This window comes from Rufibacter hautae (assembly GCF_008271695.1).
Lineage (GTDB): Bacteria > Bacteroidota > Bacteroidia > Cytophagales > Hymenobacteraceae > Nibribacter > Nibribacter hautae.
The window spans coordinates 628,776-649,728 of record NZ_VKKY01000002.1 but is presented as its reverse complement, the minus strand read 5'-3'; the positions used below and the strand labels follow the sequence as shown (position 1 = coordinate 649,728).

Here is a 20,953-nt window from a genome sequence, read left to right as displayed (position 1 = left end):
TGTTTATAGGCTCGTTTTAGTGAAAGAGCCCAGAAACAGGAGGGTATTTCGTATTTACCTACTTTTTACTTCGCAAACAGCCAGGAGAAGACCTTAGGGAACTCCCGTTGCCAATAAGACTCCTTGTGCTCCCCGTCTGCATGCACTTCATAGACAAAGGCCGAAGGTTTCATCCCTTGTTTCACCAGAAGATCACGCATACGAGCCATGTCAGGCACCATCTCCTTGCTTTCTTTGGCGCCGGCCACTAGGTACACCTTCAGGTCCTTGGCAACTTTGGTTTTGGCGGCATATTCATAAAACTCAGGGGAAACCCAGAAGGCCGGGGAAAACACGCCCGCCCTGCCAAAAACTTCCGGATGTTTGAGGGCTGCGTACAGCGAGATCAACCCACCCATAGAACTGCCCGCCACGCCGGTATGCTCCTTTTCGGATTTGGTGCGATAGTGCGCGTCTATGTAAGGCTTCAAGGTCTGGGCTAGGAAATCAACGTAAGCATCACCTTTGCCGCCGCCGTACCTGGCGTTGCGCCATGGCGTGTACTCGTTCATCCGCTCCTCGCCGCCGTTATCCACTGCTACCACAATTACTTCTTTGCCCTGGGTTTTGAACAGCTCGTTCAAGGATTCATCTACGCCCCACTCACCGCTGTAGGAGTAGAAAGCGTCAAACACGTTCTGCCCGTCATGCATGTAAAGCACGGGGTACTTCTTCCCCGAGGTCGCGTAATTAGGCGGCAGGTACAGCCACACGCGCCGAGACTTTTTTAGTTGCGGCATCCAGAACTCATTGCTCAAAACCTGCACGTTAGAGGCGGCGGTGTGCACCTTGGCGGGTGAGGCGAAATTGTCCTGCCAGTTCTCTACTTCCAGGCGTATCGTATCCTTTCCAGCTTTGGCTTTGTAGGCCCGATTGCCTCGGCCCGCCCCATTGGCCAGCGTCTCTCCTTTTTCCCAACTGCCACGTGTGATCTTGTATTCCAATTCGCCCTCGCCTTGGGGCAAGGTGAGGTAGAATCGGTTGTTGGCAGCTTTCTTGAAGGCAAACGCCGGATTCCGCGGATTCCAGTTGTTTGGGTTGCCGGCCAGGAAAAGTGTATCAGTGGCGGGCGTCTTTTCCGGCACCTTCCTGATCTCAATAGTCACCTGAGCCTCAGCGCGAAAGACCAAGGCCGTGAGGGGCAGCAGCAGACCAAGTTTCAGGCCTGTAGATTTTTTCATAATTGGCATTTTTAAATCTAGGAAATCGATTTCTTAATTAAAAAAGCGTAGATTTACCTCTCTGATTTTACAATATTAACAATACTATCCTATAAAGCTACCATGCTCTGGCCCAAAACAGGAAGAACTTACCGTCAAGGCAATGGTTTTCTTGCTGGACTAGAAGTGTTTGAACAGGATTAGTATTGTGCTCGATTGGAAAAATCGCAGAAAGATTAAGTGCCGGAGGCGTATTTCAGACTTGTTTTTCTGAAAAGGCACTTAAAACAGGAAGAAGCCGAAAGGCAAAACCTAGGCTTGCCTTCTAAAGGAAACCAAGTAGTCGGATTGCCAAAGGCGATTTCACCTGCGCCTCTATACACCTGATAAAGAACAAAATGAAGCACTCCTCCCTCTCCCTTGCATTTGCCAAAGGGCTTGCGTTGCTAAGCGTTTTACTTCTTTCCTTCTCTGCCCAGGCTCAGCCGAAAGCCGCTATCACCCGGGTAGACCCAACCAACTGGTGGGTGGGCATGAAAAACCAGAACCTACAGTTGCTCGTGTACGGTCCGCAAGCGGGTACCTATAGCTATTCAATCGATTACCCTGGCGTAGAATTGGTGAAAACACACAAGGTGGAGAGCCCCAACTACGCTTTCCTGGACCTTACCATCGCAGCATCCGCTAAGCCGGGTTCTTTTACCATCAAGGGGCAGAACGGCAAACAAAAACTCTCCCGCAAATATGAACTGAAGGCCCGCACCCAGGAACCCAAAGCGCAGGGCGTGACTTCCGCCGATTTTATTTACCTAGTGCTGCCCGACCGCTTCTCCAATGGTGATCCCAAAAACGACCAATTCAAGGACATGGCCGACCCTAAGGCGGATCGCAACAACCCGTTCCTGCGCCACGGCGGCGATATCCAGGGAATCCAGAACCACTTAGACTACTTCCAGGACTTAGGCGTGACGGCGTTGTGGCTGAACCCGGTCATTGAGAACAACCAACCCCTCACCGATGAAGGCGGCCAGATGCGCAGCGCCTACCACGGTTACGCCTTCACCGATCATTACGCGGTAGACAAGCGCCTGGGCGGCAACGAGGTGTACCGGAAGTTTGTGCAAGCGGCCCACGCCAAAGGCCTTAAAGTGGTGCAAGATGCGGTCTACAACCACGTGGGCATCAACCACTGGTTTATCAAAGACCAACCCTCCAAAGACTGGGTGCACCAGTTTCCCGCATACACCAACACCTCGCACAAGTTCCAGCCCCTGATTGACCCTAACGGTTCAAAAGCCGACTGGACCGTAATGATGAACGGCTGGTTCACCCCGTTCATGCCCGACCTGAACCAGAACAACCCCTTGGTAGCCAAATACCTTATCCAAAATGCCATCTGGACGGTGGAGAACTTCGGGATTGACGCTTGGCGCATTGACACCTACATGTACAATGACGACCAGTTCATGAATGACTGCAACCAGGCGCTGCTAAACGAGTACCCCAACATCCACATCTTCGGGGAAGCCTGGGTGAACAACGTCATCGCGCAGTCGCGCTTTACCCGCAATACCATCAACTTCCCCTTCAAGAGCAACCAGCCCGGCACCCTGGACTTTGTGTTGTTCAACGCCATGAACGACGCCCTGAATCAGAAATTCGGCTGGGACGAGGGCGTCAGCAAAGTGCACCAGACCCTGGCGCAGGATGCCGTTTACCAAGATCCCATGAAGCTGGTCACTTTCCTGGACAACCATGACATGAACCGGTATTTCTCGGTTATCGGCGAGGATTTTGACAAGTACAAGATGGGCTTGACCTGGCTGCTTACCACGCGCGGTATCCCGTCGCTCTATTACGGCACCGAAATCCTGATGAAGAACTTCAAAGACCCATCAGACGCCGAGGTGCGCCGCGATTTTCCCGGCGGATTTGCCGGCGACAAGGAGAACAAATTCACCGCCGCTGGCCGTAACGCCCGCGAGAACGAAGCCTTCAACTTTGTGAAGAAACTGGCCACGTACCGCAAGAACACCCCCGCCCTGCACTCGGGCAAGCTCATGCAGTTTGTGCCTCAGGAAGGCCTGTACGTATACTTCCGCTATGATGGAAGCAAAACGGTGATGGTCGCGACCAACACTACTGACAAAGAAGCAGATATGAAAACCGAGCGGTTTGCTGAGCGCCTCAACGGCTTCACCAAAGGCAAGAATATTTTAACCGATGCCTCCCTCAATAACCTGGCGACCATCAAGGTACCGGCAAAGACGGCGCTCGTACTAGAACTACAATAGCAATCCCATTTTTAACCTCATTTCCCAAAACCAAGGGGAAAACAGACATACACCTATGAACACCATCAAAGCCTGCCTTTTTGATTTAGACGGAGTACTGGTAGACACCGCTGTGTACCATTTCAAAGCCTGGCGCCAACTGGCCCAAACCCTAGGCATTGATTTCACCGAGCACGACAACGAGCGCCTCAAAGGCGTAAGCCGGGTGCGTTCCCTGGAGATCATTCTGGAGATTGGTGGCCAAACCATGGACCAGGAAAGAATGCTGGCCCTGTGCGAGCAGAAAAACACCGAGTACCTGCAGGATGTAGCCAAAATGACCCCAGACGAGATCCTGCCCGGCGTGGTGGATTTCCTGCAGGCCCTCAAAGCCGAAGGCATCAAAATCGCCCTGGGCTCAGCGAGCAAAAACGCGCAACTCATTCTGGAGCGCACCAATCTGCTCCCCTACTTTGATGCCATCATTGACGGAAGGCACGTGATCCATGGCAAACCAGACCCCGAGGTATTTTTGAAAGGTGCCCAGGCCCTGGAAGTTCTTCCGCAGGAATGCGTGGTGTTTGAAGACGCCGTAGCGGGCGTAGAAGCAGCCAAAAACGGACATATGCTGTGCGTGGGCGTCGGGCAGCCCGAAGTCCTCACCCAAGCAGATATCGTGGTAAAAGACTTAACCGAGATGTCGGTAGCGCGGCTGCACGAACTGGAGCAGAAACCCCGCGGTTTAGGCCAGTTTCTCAGTTAACAAGCCTAAAACAGAAAACATCAGCTACCAAACCAGCCAGCAGATTGTCCCTTTTAATGGGGGACATAGAAGTACCTGAGAATCAAAAGTGATTTGGGGCTGATTTCCTGAAATTAGCTCCAAAACAGAAATACATAAAATAGAAAAAATTAGTCCTGATACGTGAGTCTTGATACTTGATACGAACTATTATGAAACAATATCTTACCGTTGACGAGTGGTCCATCATTGAAGAGGGGTTCCATCCCCACTATAACCAGATTTCTGAAAGCGTATTCAGCTTGGGCAACGGCCGCATGGGCCAGCGCGCCAACTTTGAGGAGGCCTTCACCGGCGAAACGCTGCAGGGAAATTACGTGGCCGGCGTATACTACCCCGACAAAACCCGCGTGGGCTGGTGGAAAAACGGGTACCCAGAGTACTTCGCCAAGGTGCTGAACGCCGCCAACTGGATCGGGATTGATGTGCAGGTAGACGGTGAGACGTTGGACCTGAACAACTGCCAGGTGCTGGACTTCCGCCGCGAGCTGAACATGCGCGAAGGCTGGCTGGAGCGTACCTTTACGGCTCAGTTGGCCAGCGGCAAGCAAGTGCGTGTAGAGGCAAAACGTTTCACCAGCATCGTAGACGATGAGGTGGGCGCTATCCGCTACAGCATCACGCCTTTGAACTTCAGCGGTACGCTCACCCTCACCCCCTACGTAGACGCCGACATCAAGAACGCCGACTCCAACTACGACGAGAAATTTTGGAACGAGATTCTGCAGGAGGCGCAACCCACCGAAGGCTACGTGATCGCGGAGACCAAGAAAACGTTCTTCCACGTGTGCACCGGCCAGAAATTCTTTGTGGCGCAGAATGGCCAGGAAGTGAACGTTGAGGCTACTCCGGTGGAGCGCACCAAATACGTGGCTTCCACCTTTGAGCTGCCGGTTTCTGAAAACCAGGAGACGGTGTTGTATAAGTTTGCCGCCAACCTTTCTTCTGAGAACCACCCGAAGGAGGACTTGCTGGAAAACACCAAACAGGTATTGGCGGGCGCTGTAACTAAAGGATTTGAGCAGATGCTGCAGGAACAGGCGGCTGCCTGGGCCGCCAAATGGGAAGAAAGCGACATCAAGATTGAGGGCGATGCGTCTGCCCAGCAAGGCATCCGGTTCAACATCTTCCAACTGAACCAAACCTACACCGGCGAGGACGAGCGCCTGAACATCGGGCCTAAGGGCTTTACCGGCGAGAAATACGGCGGAACCACCTACTGGGACACTGAGGCCTACTGCCTGCCCTTCTACCTGGCCACCGCCGATCCGCAGATTGCCCGCAACCTGCTCGTGTACCGCTACAAGCACCTGGAGAAAGCCATTGAGAACGCGGAGAAATTGGGTTTCACCGGCGGCGCGGCCTTGTACCCGATGGTGACCATGAACGGCGAGGAGTGCCACAACGAGTGGGAAATCACCTTTGAGGAAATCCACCGCAACGGCGCCATCGCGCATGCCATCCATGACTACATCCGCTACACCGGCGATGACAGCTACCTGGCCGAGTACGGCCTGGAAGTGCTGGTGGGCATCTCCCGGTTTTGGGCGCAGCGCGTGAACTGGTCATCAGCGAAAAACCAGTACGTGATGCTGGGCGTGACCGGCCCCAACGAGTACGAGAACAACGTCAACAATAACTGGTACACCAGCACCATCGCCACTTGGACGTTGGAGTACACGCTTAAAGCCCTGCAGCACGTGCAGAACGCAAATTCTGCTCGCTTTCAGGAATTGGTGCATAAAATGAACCTGGAGGTGGCGCAGGAAACCGAGAAGTGGCAGCATGTCATTGACCACATGTACTACGCCGAGGACAAAGACCTGGGCGTGTTCCTGCAGCAGGATGGGTTCTTAGACAAAGAACAGACTCTGGTGAAAGACCTTGATCCCGCTGATCGTCCGCTGAACCAGAAATGGTCCTGGGACCGAATCCTGCGCTCGGTGTTCATCAAACAGGCCGATGTGCTGCAAGGCATCTATCTCTTTGAGGACCGCTATGACCTGGAGACCATCCGCCGGAATTATGATTTCTACGAGCCGCGCACGGTGCATGAATCCTCGCTTTCGCCTTGCGTGCACTCCATTCTGGCTGCCAAGTTAGGCGACGAGGAACGTGCTTACGAGTTCTATCTCCGCACCGCCCGCCTTGACTTGGACGACTACAACAACGACACCGAGGACGGTTGCCACATCACTTCCATGGCCGGTACCTGGATGTCTGTAGTGCAGGGTTTCGGGGGCATGCGCGTGCGCGATAACCAACTGCATTTCAATCCGTTCATCCCTGCCGGTTGGACTTCTTATTCATTCAAGATCCGGTTCCGTGGGCACTTGCTCAACATAAAGGTGACCAAAGAGCACGTCTCCATCGAGAACGCCTCGCCGGAGGCCATCACCCTGAACGTGTTTGAGCAACCGCAGACCATTGGCGCTAACGCGAAAGCCGAGATCGCGCACCAATTGGTATAACCAGAAAGCCGCTCCGGTTCATGCTGGAGCGGCTTTCCCTTTTGGGCCTGTTTTAGCGGGAACAGTCTTAAAACAGGAATTCCCGCGATTTACAAGAAATGAGTCTTAATCCACGACCCTAATTCCGTGATACAAGAACCTAATAAACGGCCTCTGTTTTCTTTTCTTCTGCTGGCGGCACTGGCAAGCGCGTGTACTTCCACCGTCCATAATCCTACCGGAACTCTCGCAAAAACATCGGCACCCGTGACCACTACCCCTGCTCCCAAGGCTGATCCTAATACGACCGACGAGGAGGTAAAGGACAACAAACTGGTGATTTACCAGATGATGACGCGCCTGTTCGGGAACAAGAAAACCACGAATAAAACCTACGGCACCCTGCCGGAGAATGGCGTGGGCAAGTTCAACGACATCACAGACAAGGCCCTGCAGGAGATTAAGAAACTAGGCGCCACGCACGTGTGGTACACCGGGGTCCTTGAGCACGCCGTCCTCACGGATTACACCAAATTTGGAGTGGCTTTAGACGACGCCGATGTGGTGAAAGGTCGCGCGGGCTCGCCCTACGCCATCAAGGACTATTATGACGTGAACCCCGATCTGGCGGTGGACGTGCGCAAGCGGATGAAAGAATTTGAGGCGCTGGTGGCTCGCACCCACGGCAACGGCCTCAAGGTGCTCATCGATTTCGTCCCGAACCACGTGGCCCGTTTCTACACCTCAGACGCCAAACCATCCGGCGTACAAGACTTTGGGGCACAGGATGATAACTCTGTCACGTTCAAGGCCAGCAACAACTTCTACTACATACCCGGCCAGGCGCTGCAGGTACCCAAAACCTATAACCCGTTGAGCGGCACGTTCCGCGGTCCGCAGGAAGACGGCACCTTCAAAGAGAACCCAGCCAAGGTTACCGGCAACGATGTGTTCAACGCCGCGCCCAGCGAGAACGATTGGTTTGAGACCGTGAAACTGAACTACGGGGTAGACATCCAGAACAACCGTACCACGCACTTCTCACCCACCCCAGACACCTGGCTTAAGATGCGGGACATCCTGCTGTTCTGGGCGGGCAAAGGCGTGGACGGTTTCCGCTGCGACATGGCCGAGATGGTGCCTGTGGAGTTCTGGGCCTGGGCTATTCCGCAGGTAAAGGAGAAGCACCCCGGCATCACCTTTATTGCCGAGATCTACAACCCTAAAGAATACCGCAACTACATCCAGACCGGGCATTTTGATTACCTGTATGACAAAGTGGGTCTGTATGACGCCGTCCGCCGCCTCATGGAAAACAAAGGCCAGGGCAACACCGCGGAGATCACCAACGTGTGGCGCGAGGAAAGCCAAGGCATCTCTAACCACATGCTCCGGTTCCTGGAAAACCATGACGAGCAGCGCCTCGCCTCTTCTGAGTTCGCGGGCACTCCCCTGGCCGGAATCCCCGGGATGACCCTCAGCGCCACCCTAGGTTCTGGTCCAGTCATGGTGTATTTTGGGCAGGAAGTAGGCGAGCCGGGGAAAGGCCAAGAGGGTTTCCAGGGCGAAGACGGCCGCACCACCATCTTTGACTATTGGGGCGTACCAACCCATCAGGCCTGGATGAACAATGGCAAGTTTGACGGAGGAAAGCTCACCCAAGACCAAAAAGACCTGCGGGCATTCTACACCAAACTGCTTAACATTAGCACCAGCCGCGAAGCCATCCGCCAGGGTAAATTCTACGCCTTGACGGCTGAACCCAATGCTGCCCCGGCCGGGGTGTATGCCTATATGCGCCATACTGCCCAGGAACGTATTTTGGTTTTGGTGAACTTCAACCGCCAAAGCACTAACTATGGTTTAACGCTAACGCCACCAGCATTGGCGGCCATGAATCTGGATGACAAAGGCGCATTTATCCTGCAGGATCTGCTCACCGACATGCCTCCGCTGTTCTTCCAACCCTCGGTGAAAACCAGCATCACTTTGGCGCCGATGAGTGCCCACATGTTTCTGTTGCAGAAGAAATAAATGCAGTATATTCAGGCCTGTAGGTTTTAACAATCCATTGGTTTAACGCTTAATTCTTTCCTTTTCGGCTTGGTTTTTCAAAACAGAGGCAGAAACAGAATTGACCAAACAGACAAACAAACTTTCACATCTAACCCTTTGCCCATGGCACAAGTAGTACAGGCGCAAGCCAAACCCCGCCTGAATTTCTGGCAAATCTGGAACATGAGTTTCGGCTTTTTGGGAATCCAGTTTGGGTTCGCGTTGCAGAACGCCAACGTGAGCCGGATTTTTGAAACGCTGGGCGGTACTGAGATTGCTCTTTACTGGCTCGCGGCACCCGTAACTGGTTTGCTTGTGCAGCCCGTCATCGGGTACCTGAGTGACCGCACCTGGAGCCCGGTTTTTGGTAGACGCAAGCCTTTCTTCATGATTGGGGCTCTGCTGGCCTCGCTTTCTTTGTTGATCATGCCCAATGCCTCGGTTCTCTGGATGGCAGTGGGTATGCTCTGGATTCTGGATTCCTCCATCAACATCTCCATGGAGCCGTTCAGGGCTTTGGTGGGTGACTTATTGCCCAGCGACCAACGCACGGCGGGTTTTGCTGCCCAGACTTTCTTTATTGGGGTGGGTGCGGTAGTGGCTTCTCTCCTGCCTTGGATCTTCAACAACTGGGTAGGCATCTCCAATACGGCGCCTGCCGGTGAGATTCCGCCCTCTGTGAAGTGGGCTTTCTACTGCGGAGGCGTGGTGTTCTTCCTGGCGGTTCTATGGACCGTGGTAAAAACAAAGGAATACCCGCCCGAAAACATGGAGGAGTTTGAGCGCGAGAAGCGGGAGATGACCTTCGGGCAAGGCTTCAAGGAAACGTTCCTTGGGATTTTCAAAATGCCTAAAACCATGTCGCAGTTGGCGCTGGTGCAGTTCTTCACCTGGTTTGGCTTGTTCGCCATGTGGATTTTCACCACCCCGGCCGTAACCCGGCACATCTACGGAGCCACCGATGCCACCTCCAAACTGTACAACGAAGGCGCTGACTGGGTAGGTCTCTGCTTCGGGATTTACAACGGGGTATCGGCGGTATTTGCCCTTTTGCTTCCGGTCCTGGCCAAAAGAACCAACAGAAGAGTCACCCACTTGATCTGCCTGTGCTTGGGTGGATTAGGGTTGATCTCCATTTACTTCATTAAAGACCCTAATTTCCTGGCTCTGTCTATGGTGGGCGTTGGAATTGCCTGGGCCAGTATCTTGTCCATGCCTTACTCCATCCTGGCGGGCTCCCTGCCGGCCAATCGAATGGGATATTACATGGGCGTATTCAACTTCTTCATCGTGATTCCGCAGATTGTGGCGGGTACTATGCTGGACTTCATCAACAAGAACATCTTCCACGGAGAATCTATCTACGTGCTGGTGGTGGGCGGCTGCTCCATGATCCTAGCGGGTTTCCTCACGCTTTTAGTGCGGGACGTAGATGATGAGAAAGTGGCTTAATTTTACCTACTAACCCTAAAACAGAAGCGCCCGAGGCAATGCCCCGGGCGCTTCTGTTTTAGGGTTGTTTTAAGAAAACTGCCCCTGAAACAGAGGCAGTTTTCTTTATTCCTGTACCGGTTATTTCTTCAGAATCACACTACTGAAAGCGGGAACCACCAGTGTGTTTTTCTGCTGCTTGGCACCATTGGTTTTGAAGTACACCTTGCTGTAGTTTTGCAGATTCTCAGGTAAATCAACGGTAAGTTCACCGTTGGTCACGTTGTGCACCACCAGCAGAGATTCGTTTTCCTGGTTTCTGGTGAAAGCGCTTATGCCGGGTTGGCCAAGTTGGATGGCTTGCACATCTCCGTAGGTCAGGGCTTTGCTGTTGTTCCGCAAGCTGATCAGGGATTTGTAGTGGTTGTAGATAGAGTTTTTGTCCTTCTTCTGAGCAGCCACAGATTGTACGGTTTCATCGGTGGTATTCACCGGCTTCATCCAGGTAGTACGGCTCTTGTCTTTGGCTTTGGCGTCCCACAGAAAAGGCTCCCTGATTTGCTCGTCTGGTTTCTTGCCTTTCATGCCGATTTCCTCGCCGTAATACAGGTAAGGAGATCCCGGCAACGTCAATAACAACGAAGCGGCCATCTTGGCTTTGTTCATGTCGTTGTTCAGGGTGCTCATGATCCGGTTTTGGTCGTGGTTGCTCAGGATAGTGGCGTCCACGAAATCTGGGTTAACGGACTTGTAGAAGTTGGTGATCTGGGCGTGCTTGATGGCCAGTGAATCACCTCGTCCCTGGGTTAGCGCTTTGGCAATGTCCCAGCTCATCTCAAAGTTGAACAAGGCCGGCAAACCTTTCAGGTAAGGGGCCACGATGTCTGACGGAGCCCACACCTCTCCTACCAGGTACACATCTTTGTTCGCCTTCTTCATCTCGTTCCGGAAATATACCCACCAGTTGTGGTTGTCCTGCGGACGCTCATCGGGGAAAATGTGGCGGGCAGCATCCAGGCGGAAGCCATCAACGCCTACCTCGGTGAACCAGAACCTTCCAATCTTGAACACCTCTTCGCGCAGCTTGGGGCTATCGAAGTTCAGATCGGGCATGCCTGAATAAAAGTAGCCGTAATACAGGTAATCGCTTCCGTTTACGTTATGCCAGTGTTGGGTATTGTAAGAATCGGCTCCGGTGGTTTTCCCCTCTTTCTGGGTTTGCGGATCGTTCTTGTGGGTCCAGACAAAGTAATCGCGGTAAGGGCTGTTCTCGTTTTTGGCCGCGTCTAGAAACCAGGGGTGCTTGTTAGAGGAGTGATTCAAGACCATGTCCATCACCACTTTGATGTTCCGCTTGTGCGCCTGGTTTATGAACTCCTTGAAATCGGCCATGGTGCCATAATCGGGATGGATGCCGTAGTAATCGGTCACATCGTATTTATGGTAAGACGGCGAGGGGTTGATGGGCATGAGCCACACAGCTTCCACGCCCAGGTCCTTCAGGTAATCCAGCTTAGACGTCATGCCCTTGATATCGCCTTTGCCATCGCCGTTGGAATCAGCGAAGGATTGCACGAAGATCTCATAGGTGACGCCCCGGGGCCATTGGCTTGCTTTGGTTTGCTGCGCCATAACTTCCTGAGCAGGCAGCATGGCCGAGAAAAACAGGGAACCGGAGAGGAGCAGGTTTGTCAGGGATGTTTTTTTCATTAGGGGTATTGGGTTAACAAGTTGACAGTAATCTTTTCTTAATCACTGACCGTGATTCATTTTCTTTTGGTGTTGGTGCAAGGCTGATACAGCCTGACGCTTAGTGCGTCACTACCAAACGCTTCATAGATACCTTGCCGTTGGAGCTTACCTTGATGAAGTAGGTGCCGTTTGGCCAGGTTTGGGTCTCAAAAGTGTGGCTGGTGCCCGTGATGTTCTCCGTAGAAAGAAGTTTACCCGCTGCATCGTAGACCGATATTTGAGCCCGTTGCTTTCCTTCATTGGGCAAAGACAAGGTGGCTTTAGCCGTAGTGGGATTGGGGAACAGGTTTACGTTCTTCAACTCTTTCTCCTTGGCAATACCCGTGGCCGTAGCCGAGGTCAGGCGCAGAACCCAGGTTTGGTCCGCCGCTAAAGAATTGCCAGTTAAGGTCCAGTTGCTGATGGCCCCTTGCTGGTTCACTGTTACAGTACCCATGGCACGGTTCCCGTATAACTCCTGCACCTGGTAGTTTCCGGCTGCCAGAGACGATACCGCCAAAGACAGCGTAGGGCTTGCCACTGCTTCACTTCCGAAGTTGGAAACCACCACAACGGCTTCTTGCCCGAACACCCTGGCGTAGCTCAGCACCGATGCTTGGGTAGAAGTCATATCCTGGTGATAGCCTTTTCTAAGGGCCGGTTGCGCATTCCTAATTTGGATCAGTTTGCGGTAATGGCTTAACAGAGAATTGACATCGGAGGATTGGGTTTGCACGTTGAACTGCGCGTAATTAGAGTTGATGCTGCGCCACGGAGATCCGGTTGAGAAGCCCGCGTTCGCACCTGGCGTCCACTGCATGGGCTTGCGCTTGTCTTCATCCACACCCGAGCCCAACATGCCCACTTCTTCTCCATAGTACAGGAAAGGAACCCCGGGCATGGTTAAGTATAAGGAAGCCGCCTGCTTCATGTGGGCCACGTTGCTGCCCAGTTCTCCCATGATTCTGTTCTGGTCATGGTTGGTGAGGAAAGTGGCGTACTGCAGTTTTGGGTACACCCGGTTGACCAGGTTCAGCTGGCTGCGGAGCCCTGCCGGATTGTTGTCTCTCACCGAAGACAGGATAGCTCCCGCCAGGTCAAACTCAAAGGCCGCATCCAGGCGGTTGTTCTGCACATAGGGTACCACCGCCGCTGAATTGGACCAGGCCTCCCCTACCGTAAACGCGTCTGGTTTGGCGGCCTTGTAGACTTGGTTGAATTCATGTAGAAGGTTGAACGTTTCTGGGGTGTTTTCCATCATCTGCCCATTTTCGTCTAGGTACTTCACGGCATCCAGGCGGTAACCATCCACGCCTTTGTTCAGCCAGAAGCGGGTGATGTCCCACATGGTGCTTTTCAGTTGAGCGTTGCTCCAGTTCAGGTCCGGCATGCCGCTGTAGAAAATGCCGTAATAATACTTCCCGTTTTTCTGATGCCAAACGCCCTGCCCCCAGGGCCCTAAATAACTAGGATTAGAATCTGACCAGATATACCAGTTCCTGTACGCATTAGTGGTATTACTGCTAGACTGCGTAAACCAAGGATGCTGCTCTGAGGTATGGTTCATCACAAAATCAATGATGACTTTGATGCCCCGGGCATGGGCGGCAGCCAGGAAAGCCTCGAAATCGGCCATGGTGCCGTAGTCAGATTCTGTGGCGTAGTAATCCGTTACATCGTAGCCGTGGTAGCTGGGAGACTCCATCATGGGCATGAGCCAGATGCCGGTGATGCCTAAATCTGTGGTGGTGTTGGGGTCTCCGTCATTTAGGTAATCTAGCTTCTGGATTAGCCCCTTAAAGTCGCCTTTTCCGTCGCCGTTGCTGTCATAGAAACTGCGCACGAAGATCTCGTAGAAAACGGCATCATTCCACCAAAACGTGCTGTAATCAGTGGATGGGACGGTCGCTTCTTTTGTTTCGCAGGTTCCAAACAGATAGGCAGGTGTTCTGGAGACACTGGCGGTGGCATCAATGGTGCGGTTGTAGTTTCCGGCGCCGTCATTCAACCCACATTCGGCAGGCACGATCTCGGCTCCGGTCCAACTATTACCGTTGATGAACTTATATTGGAACAAACCGCCAGTAGGAAGCGATACCTGCACCTCGTAGATCCCGTCTTTATCAGGATCCGTAAGGGCCAACGATGCCGGGTTCCAGTCAGCCCCTGAACCTGCCAGGGCCTGGAAATTACCTGCCACGTGCACGCCACCGGCAGAAACGGTTTGCTGGCTCATGTCCACCCTGAGCGTAAGCTGCACCTGCTGGGCCATCAGCCCGCAGAGCGGCGCTACTAAGACGAAAAGGAAAGTAAAAAAAGACTTCATTTGGTAAAAGGGGGAAAAGAGAGAGAAAAACTTAGATACATGCTAAACCAGATTTTGAGTCATCTGGTACAGTTTCGTTTTAAAAGGTATTTACCAGATTTTTACCTTGGGCGAGGGGCAAGTTGTTTTGGGCATGGTTCCTGATAAAGGGCTTAAAAACAGTTTGCTTTGCCCCGAACTATAAATCTGAAAGTAGCTGATGGTAAAACAGAAAAGAGGTTATCTCATTTTTGAATTTGAGATAACCTCTTTAAGACTGCTTACCAATAAGTTATCTTATTGTTTAGTAAGGGTGTAAGTACCGTTACCAGTAGTAAAATCAACATCAATTTTGTAGGTTCCGGCAGTCAATCCTTTGGTTGAAAGGTTACCTCCGTTGCCTTGTACATCAAATGTACCTTTGGCAGAAGTTCCTGATCCGAAAGCCCACTTATCTCCCCACTGATTATACTCTGGAAGTAACAAGTATTCGCTATCTGCTTTCAGAGGAATGGTGATGGAATATTTGCCTTCACCGGTTTTGGTGAAATCCTGACCTGCAGATACTCCCCAGTCACCTGGAGTGGCACCACCTACAATCACGATTTTGTTCCCCAAGGTAAATCCGGCTGGTCCAAAGGTTCCAATGGTTACTCTGGCAGGGTTGGTTTGGCCATCCCAAACCGCAGACTGTACAAAGCCATATCTGTTTTTACCAGTAGCAGAAGCATCATCTTTCACCACTACGTATTCAACACCAGATTTCTTTGGAACAGCCGCAGCTAGCTTTTTGTCAAAGGCTACCATTTTGTACCCATTAGCTACATTGGTAGCCCCTTTCTCAACTACGTAATAGTTTCCGCTGGTGGCGTCAATGGAGTTATCCAGGTTTGCTACCACGGTAAGCATTCCAGCCTTCACCGCTTCTGCCGGTATGTTCAGAATTTCACCTGCCGTTGAAGTAGGTGTTACCACTGGCAAATCTTTCCAGTTGAACGCAGTGGCAGAGAAGGTAGATTCACCATTGTAAGTGAAATCTGAGTACTCAGCACCTGTCGCATTGGTCATTTGCTTGTCCCAGTTACCACGAGTGATTTTAAATTTATCACCACTTACCAAATGCATGGCTATTTCATAGCAAGTAGCAGACAAACGGGTAAATCTATGTGGTCCTCCACCGCCATCCCAGTCAGCGCCGCCTTCTCTGGCTCCAAAGCTACCGGTAAGGTAGATGGTGTTGTCATTTGCTGGCAGAGTTTCGCCTTCTGGCACATATAACCTGATCCAAACTGTTTTACCATTAGGTAGGCTACTGGTGTAATTACACAAAACTGGAGCAACATTGTTGATCACGTTAATGTCATACGTGCCCATGCTTTGCTCACCGTTTTTAGCAATCATTCTGTAATTCACGGTGTACATTCCTGAAGGAGCAACATTGTTGCCTGGAAAAGGCACCGTCATGTTTACTCTGTTCAGGTTCTCAGCAGTGATTTTGTTGAGGCTATTGGTGGCTACTACTGTTGCCGAACCCTTCTGGGTGATTTCTACAATCACTCTCTCCAGGTCTGTACCAGCAGCGGTGAAAGATACCGGTACATGGGCATTAGCATCTGAAACCACTACCAGGTCATAGGCTTGGTTACGGAGTTCCGTGAAGGAAGGCTCCACCTCATCCTCGCTACATCCTAAGACAAACAAACTCAGAATAAAGCTGAGACTTGTAAAAATGAATTTAAAGTTTTTCATAAAGCTCATCTTAATAATTAATAACCAGGATTTTGAACCAAAGTACGGTTGTTGGTGATTGCTTCAGCCGGAATCGGGAATAGCTTGTAAGTGTCGGCGCTTGCCGCCTTGAAGGCACGTGGCGCAGTGAAAGTCCCGAAACGGATCATGTCCTGACGACGGTGACCTTCCCATGCTAACTCTCTACCTCTCTCGTCATACACTTCATTCAAGGTTAAAGTACCTGCAAAGTCTGGAAGACCAGCCCGGTTTCTTACCTGATCCACTAATTCTCTGGCCGTAGCCTCAGAACCACCGCTTCTCAACAAGGCTTCTGCTTTGGTTAACAGAACATCAGCATAGCGGAAAACCGGGAAGTCATTTGAAGAGCTGTTTCCTGGCTCAAAGGGAGGAACCGGCAAGAACTTAGCGTTTCTGGCGCCTTCAGATTGACCAGCACTGTTGATAGAAGAAAGCGTGGAAGTGTACGTTACACCACCGGGCTGCGGACCTACCAACCATTGCTTTCTACGCAAGTCATCTGTACTGTATTTGTTTAAGAAGTCCTGGTGAACAGTTGCCCCATTCCAGGTACTGAAACCAAACAAGGCATTGCCATGTGGTCCCTGCAAGGTGCGGATACCAATGATGTTACGAGGAGCGCTCAGGGCGTCTACATATACCGCCAAAATCACTTCCTGGTCATCCAACCTGTCACCGAACACGGCACTTGCACCAGCATTGTTATACAAGTTAGGAGTTAAGGTAAACCCACCTTCATTGATAATTTTGTCTGAGGCAGCAATAGCTTCTGTCCAACGTGGAGTACCAGTGTAAACTTCAGCATTCAAATAAATTTTGGCCAATAATGCGTAAGCAGCCCATTTGTTGAAACGGCCATAAAATTGACCTCCTTTAGTTGTAGGCAGAAATTCAACGTTATCCTGAATCTCCTTTACAATGAAGTTGAAAACTTCAGCACGAGGTGTTTGAGGAATCTGGTCTACTGTCACGTTGTTTTGGGTATAGAAAGGGATATTTCCCCATCCGTCCATGAGCATATAGTAGAAATAGGCTCTCAATACCCTTGCCTCAGCAATTCTTGACTGGTCCGCATTGGCATTCTCTAATAACTCAATTGCAAGGTTAGCTTTGAATACGCTTCTGTACAACCAGTTCCAAGTATTGCCAATGAACTCCTGAGATCCGGTCCAGGTGTGCTGATACATGGCACGCCAGATACCGTTGTCATTCCAGCCTCCGTCTTCACGGGTAGGAACAATCATTTCATCGGTAGAAGTCTCGTTCAGGTCATACCAACCTCTGTCAGCGCCGGCAATCCCTTTACCGTTCCAGTCTCCCCTTACCTCATTATAGATACTAGCCAGGGCAGCATTGATTCCCGCATCAGTAGCGTAGAATTCATCAGCCACCTGAGTACCGTACGTGCCTTCCTCTAAATCAGTACAACCCACGTAGGTCACTGAGGCGGTAATCAAAAGTGAATAAATTATTTTTTTCATAAGGAATACTTAGAGTTTCTATCTCAATAATGTCTTAACAAAAGTTAAGACGGTTGAATTCATAGGTTTCTAGAAAGTTGCATTGATTCCCACAGCAAAATTGCGGGTACGTGGATAGATACCATAATCAATACCAAAACCGCTGCCTCCGGTAGAGCTTACCTCTGGGTCAATACCAGTGTAGTCAGTGATCACAAACAGGTTATTGGCCGTGAAAGAAAGTCTCAGGTTCTTGATGGCTCCCATCTTGGCTTTGTTGAAATTGTAGCCAACAGTAAGGTTTTCAAGACGAGCAAAATCTCCATCCTCTAACCAAAGGTCAGTAGCATACGTCAGGTTCTGCAAACCAAGATCAAGAGAGCTTCTCAGCACGTTTACCTGACCCAATTGGCTCAAGGTGCTCAAAGTAGCTTTTCTGGCGTTGAAAATCTTGTGGCCGTGGGCACCTCTGAACACCAGGTTCATGTCAAAGTTCTTGTATCTGGCAGATGGCGTGAAGGCCCAAGTGAATTTTGGCAAAGCCTGACCAGCTATGTAACGGTCTGGGTTTTCTCTGTTTCCGTCTGAGATCAAACCATCGCCATTGAGGTCATCAATGATTTGATTTCCATTTTCATCAATACCGGCATGCTTGAACAGGTAGAAAGTACCCAATTGCTGGCCAATGATCAGGTGAGAGATAGCGTTGTTGGTTGAACCCACACCTGTGGTACCTCCTGATCCCCATACCACATAATTAGTAGTCAACGGAATGCCGTTCAATGATCCGCTCAGTTCTTTTACTTCAGTTCTGTTGGTGGTAAGGTTACCAGCCAGGTTCAGAGCAAAATCTTCTTTGTCAATTAAGGCATAAGACAAACCAAGTTCAGCGCCTTTGTTTAAGATCTCACCAATGTTAGCCTTGATAGATCCAAAAGGATATGGAGGTTGTGGAACAGCGTAGTCAAACAACAGGTCGCTGGTTTTGCCATAATAGAAATCCAATGAACCTGAAAGTCTGCTGCCACCAAAGAAACCGAAATCAAGACCGGCATTGTACATCTTTTTCACTTCCCATCTCAAGTCGGCGTTCTCGTTCTGCGTGATAGAGAAGTTAGGAATAAGTGTACCCCCGAAGAAGGCTGTACCGGCGTTGTTGGCCAAACGTACAGAGTTCAATGGTCCCAGACCTTGTTGGTTACCGGTTTCGCCATAACCTACTCTCAGTTTCAGGTCATTGATAACAGAAAGGTCACGCATGAAAGCCTCATCAGAGATTCTCCAGGCACCAGAAAAGGCGAAGAAGTTAGCCCACTTGTTGTTTGCACCAAACACAGAAGAACCATCTCTCCTGAAGCTACCGCTTAGAATGTATCTGTCTTTGAAAGAGTAGTTAGCTCTACCCAGGAAAGAAGCAAGGATTCTGTCGTTTTTGTAAGAACTGATGTTCCCTTGCTGGAAAAGGTTAGGATCTGCCGAAGCCAAAGCACTTAAGTTGTCATCAGAGTCAACCAAGAAACCTCTGGCAGAGGCGCTGTATCCATCATAGATCTGCTTCTGATACTCATAAACCCCAATGAAGTCTAGGTGATTATCGCCGAAATCTGATTTATAATTCACAAAAGCATTAAACAGCTTTTCGTCTGAATTATTAGTTAATCTAGTAGCTATACCATCTGGTAGGTTGTTAAGGAAATTGTCTCTCTCTTCACCAGTTAAGTTGGCAGGAACTTCACCTAAGTTACGAGCACCTTCCACAGTAGTTCTGGCAGAAATATAGCCTTGTCCTTCTCTAGAAGTTCTTCTCCAAGAGCCAAATACACCACCACTCAAACCTCCAATGATTCTGTATTCAGCTCTCAAGCTTCCAAACAGGTTATTGGTTACATCGCCATCTGTAATTTCCAAAGTACGAGCAACAGGGTTCAAGTAACCAAAACTATTAGGGTCAATAAAGTAAGGTCCGGTGTCTTTGTACAAAGGCTCATCTGTATAGATGGGGTCAGTAGGTCGGCGATTAGTGGCCTCCCCTACTCTGCTTCCATTATTATACTCGTTTCTTCTGACAGATGTGTTAAGGTTAAAATCCAAGCTAAGTTTGTCTTTTAATGCTTTCTGAGTTCCTTGGAAACGGCCGATGTAATTATCATAGCTTGAATTCTTAATGATCCCTTGCTGCAAAATTCCAGTTAAGGAAGTTCTGTAAGTAAAGTTTTCACTACCACCAGCTACAGCTACATTATGTGTTTGGGTATATCCGCGGCGGGTAATTTCATCAAACCAGTTAGTGTTTCCACCATAATCGTTGAATTCAATTCCTCTTGCTTCAGCTGCTGCTCTGTATTCAGAGGCATTCAGCATATCATATTTCTTGGCGATAACATCCATAGAACCTACACCACTGTACTCAACAGAGGTTTCTCCGGCTCTACCCTTTTTAGTAGTAACCAAAACAACCCCGGCTGCACCTCTTGAACCGTAGATGGCGGTGGCAGAAGCATCTTTCAAGATTTCAATAGAGCTGATCTCACTTGGTGGGATTTGGTTCAATAACCCAAGGTCACCTTGGATACCATCCACAACCACCAACGGGTCATTACCACCAATCAAAGAAGTGATCCCTCTGATCCGGATGTTAGGATTCTGGCCCGGTTCGCTACCCACCTGGTTTATGTTCACCCCAGCGGCTCTACCAGCAATCTGCTGCAGCGGGCTTGTTACCGGCCCTGCGTTAAAGTCTTTTTCATCAATAGAGGCAACAGACCCGGTTAAGTCTCTTTTGTTCTGCGTACCGTAACCTACTACCACTACCTCTTCTAAGGCTTTAGCATCGGTGAGCAGGTTTACATTTAAGGTAGACTGCGCGCCAACAGGTACCTCCTGGGTTATGTACCCAATATAAGAGAACACCAAAGTACCTGCGCTCTCGGTTACCGGAATTGAATAAGCTCCATTCACATCAGTAGCCGTGGCAGTAGTGGTACCTTTCAGCACAACCGACACACCAATCAACGGAGAAGTACCGTCACCGGTAACTGTACCAGAAATGGTTCTTTGCTGCGCCGCTGCCTGCCCTATGCCCAAAGACAAAAAGGCTAACAACAGCAACAACAAGGAAGAACCCTTCCTCAGTTGCCATAAACTAAGCCAGCCTTGTGGGGCCAACTTTTTTTCAGGTAATAAATTAGTCATAGATGAAGGATTTAGGTAAATGAAGTAGTTTGGACAACTATTTAAAAAATCAGCAAAAACTTACTATACTGACAATCAAAGACTTGAAATGTTTTTCCAAATTGGGAAATCGATTTCCTTACCGATTTACCAACTTTTTACAGCATTTCAAACTATTTGGTCTTCAAACGGAATATTTTTTTTAACGTTTTGCCAAAATTACGAACAAATAATGAAGGTTTATTCAAAATATAGATTTTTTAAAGCGTCATTTTAACAGATGTTTAATTAGCTTTGCAGTAGATG

At 50.2% G+C, this 20,953-nt stretch carries 11 protein-coding genes; 5 read left to right on the top strand and 6 right to left on the bottom strand.

Annotated elements, in window-relative coordinates:
* Window positions 1–65 precede the first annotated feature (65 nt).
* Window positions 66–1,220, bottom strand: a complete 1,155-nt coding sequence (locus FOA19_RS11490; RefSeq protein ID WP_190300375.1) for an alpha/beta hydrolase — start codon at window positions 1,218–1,220, stop codon at window positions 66–68.
* Window positions 1,221–1,597: 377 nt separating this feature from the next.
* On the opposite strand from FOA19_RS11490, the gene FOA19_RS11485 reads away from it, so the two are divergent.
* The 5 genes from FOA19_RS11485 (at window position 1,598) to FOA19_RS11465 (ending at window position 10,231) form a co-directional block, all read left to right on the top strand.
* Window positions 1,598–3,493 carry a glycoside hydrolase family 13 protein gene (locus FOA19_RS11485; RefSeq protein WP_149090962.1) on the top strand — a complete coding sequence of 632 codons (1,896 nt, stop codon included), beginning with the start codon at window positions 1,598–1,600 and terminating at the stop codon, window positions 3,491–3,493.
* A 55-nt stretch (window positions 3,494–3,548) separates the two neighbouring features.
* A complete protein-coding gene (gene pgmB, locus FOA19_RS11480; protein WP_149090961.1) occupies window positions 3,549–4,235 on the top strand; it encodes a beta-phosphoglucomutase in 687 nt (228 codons plus the stop codon).
* A 191-nt stretch (window positions 4,236–4,426) separates the two neighbouring features.
* A complete protein-coding gene (locus FOA19_RS11475; RefSeq protein ID WP_149090960.1) occupies window positions 4,427–6,745 on the top strand; it encodes a glycoside hydrolase family 65 protein in 2,319 nt (772 codons plus the stop codon).
* Window positions 6,746–7,072: 327 nt separating this feature from the next.
* Window positions 7,073–8,758, top strand: coding sequence for an alpha-amylase family glycosyl hydrolase (locus FOA19_RS11470; RefSeq protein WP_149091911.1), 1,686 nt, complete (start codon window positions 7,073–7,075; stop codon window positions 8,756–8,758).
* Between the two features lie 144 nt (window positions 8,759–8,902).
* Window positions 8,903–10,231, top strand: coding sequence for an MFS transporter (locus FOA19_RS11465; protein WP_223808855.1), 1,329 nt, complete (start codon window positions 8,903–8,905; stop codon window positions 10,229–10,231).
* Window positions 10,232–10,351: 120 nt separating this feature from the next.
* Here FOA19_RS11465 and FOA19_RS11460 read toward each other — a convergent pair whose 3' ends face one another.
* The 5 genes from FOA19_RS11460 to FOA19_RS11440 all read right to left on the bottom strand — a co-directional run bounded on the left by FOA19_RS11460 (window position 10,352) and on the right by FOA19_RS11440 (window position 20,668).
* A complete protein-coding gene (locus tag FOA19_RS11460) occupies window positions 10,352–11,920 on the bottom strand; it encodes an alpha-amylase family glycosyl hydrolase (RefSeq protein WP_149090959.1) in 1,569 nt (522 codons plus the stop codon).
* Between the two features lie 100 nt (window positions 11,921–12,020).
* Window positions 12,021–14,267: an alpha-amylase family glycosyl hydrolase gene (locus FOA19_RS11455; protein ID WP_149090958.1), complete on the bottom strand. Its 2,247-nt coding sequence runs from the start codon at window positions 14,265–14,267 to the stop codon at window positions 12,021–12,023.
* A 276-nt stretch (window positions 14,268–14,543) separates the two neighbouring features.
* The gene (locus FOA19_RS11450; protein WP_190300374.1) at window positions 14,544–15,995 is read right to left on the bottom strand and encodes a cadherin repeat domain-containing protein; all 1,452 of its coding nucleotides are present in this window, start codon (window positions 15,993–15,995) and stop codon (window positions 14,544–14,546) included.
* A 17-nt stretch (window positions 15,996–16,012) separates the two neighbouring features.
* On the bottom strand, window positions 16,013–17,497 hold the full coding sequence (locus FOA19_RS11445) for a RagB/SusD family nutrient uptake outer membrane protein (protein ID WP_149090956.1): 1,485 nt from the start codon (window positions 17,495–17,497) through the stop codon (window positions 16,013–16,015).
* Window positions 17,498–17,566: 69 nt separating this feature from the next.
* Window positions 17,567–20,668, bottom strand: a complete 3,102-nt coding sequence (locus FOA19_RS11440) for a SusC/RagA family TonB-linked outer membrane protein (protein WP_149090955.1) — start codon at window positions 20,666–20,668, stop codon at window positions 17,567–17,569.
* Between the last annotated feature and the right edge of the window lie 285 nt (window positions 20,669–20,953).

Coding starts and splice junctions, on each gene's coding strand:
- FOA19_RS11490 (WP_190300375.1), bottom strand. CDS start 1,220: ATGAAAAAATCTACAGGCCTGAAACTTGGTCTGCTGCTGCCCCTCACG.
- FOA19_RS11485 (WP_149090962.1), top strand. CDS start 1,598: ATGAAGCACTCCTCCCTCTCCCTTGCATTTGCCAAAGGGCTTGCGTTG.
- pgmB (WP_149090961.1), top strand. CDS start 3,549: ATGAACACCATCAAAGCCTGCCTTTTTGATTTAGACGGAGTACTGGTA.
- FOA19_RS11475 (WP_149090960.1), top strand. CDS start 4,427: ATGAAACAATATCTTACCGTTGACGAGTGGTCCATCATTGAAGAGGGG.
- FOA19_RS11470 (WP_149091911.1), top strand. CDS start 7,073: ATGATGACGCGCCTGTTCGGGAACAAGAAAACCACGAATAAAACCTAC.
- FOA19_RS11465 (WP_223808855.1), top strand. CDS start 8,903: ATGGCACAAGTAGTACAGGCGCAAGCCAAACCCCGCCTGAATTTCTGG.
- FOA19_RS11460 (WP_149090959.1), bottom strand. CDS start 11,920: ATGAAAAAAACATCCCTGACAAACCTGCTCCTCTCCGGTTCCCTGTTT.
- FOA19_RS11455 (WP_149090958.1), bottom strand. CDS start 14,267: ATGAAGTCTTTTTTTACTTTCCTTTTCGTCTTAGTAGCGCCGCTCTGC.
- FOA19_RS11450 (WP_190300374.1), bottom strand. CDS start 15,995: ATGAAAAACTTTAAATTCATTTTTACAAGTCTCAGCTTTATTCTGAGT.
- FOA19_RS11445 (WP_149090956.1), bottom strand. CDS start 17,497: ATGAAAAAAATAATTTATTCACTTTTGATTACCGCCTCAGTGACCTAC.
- FOA19_RS11440 (WP_149090955.1), bottom strand. CDS start 20,668: ATGACTAATTTATTACCTGAAAAAAAGTTGGCCCCACAAGGCTGGCTT.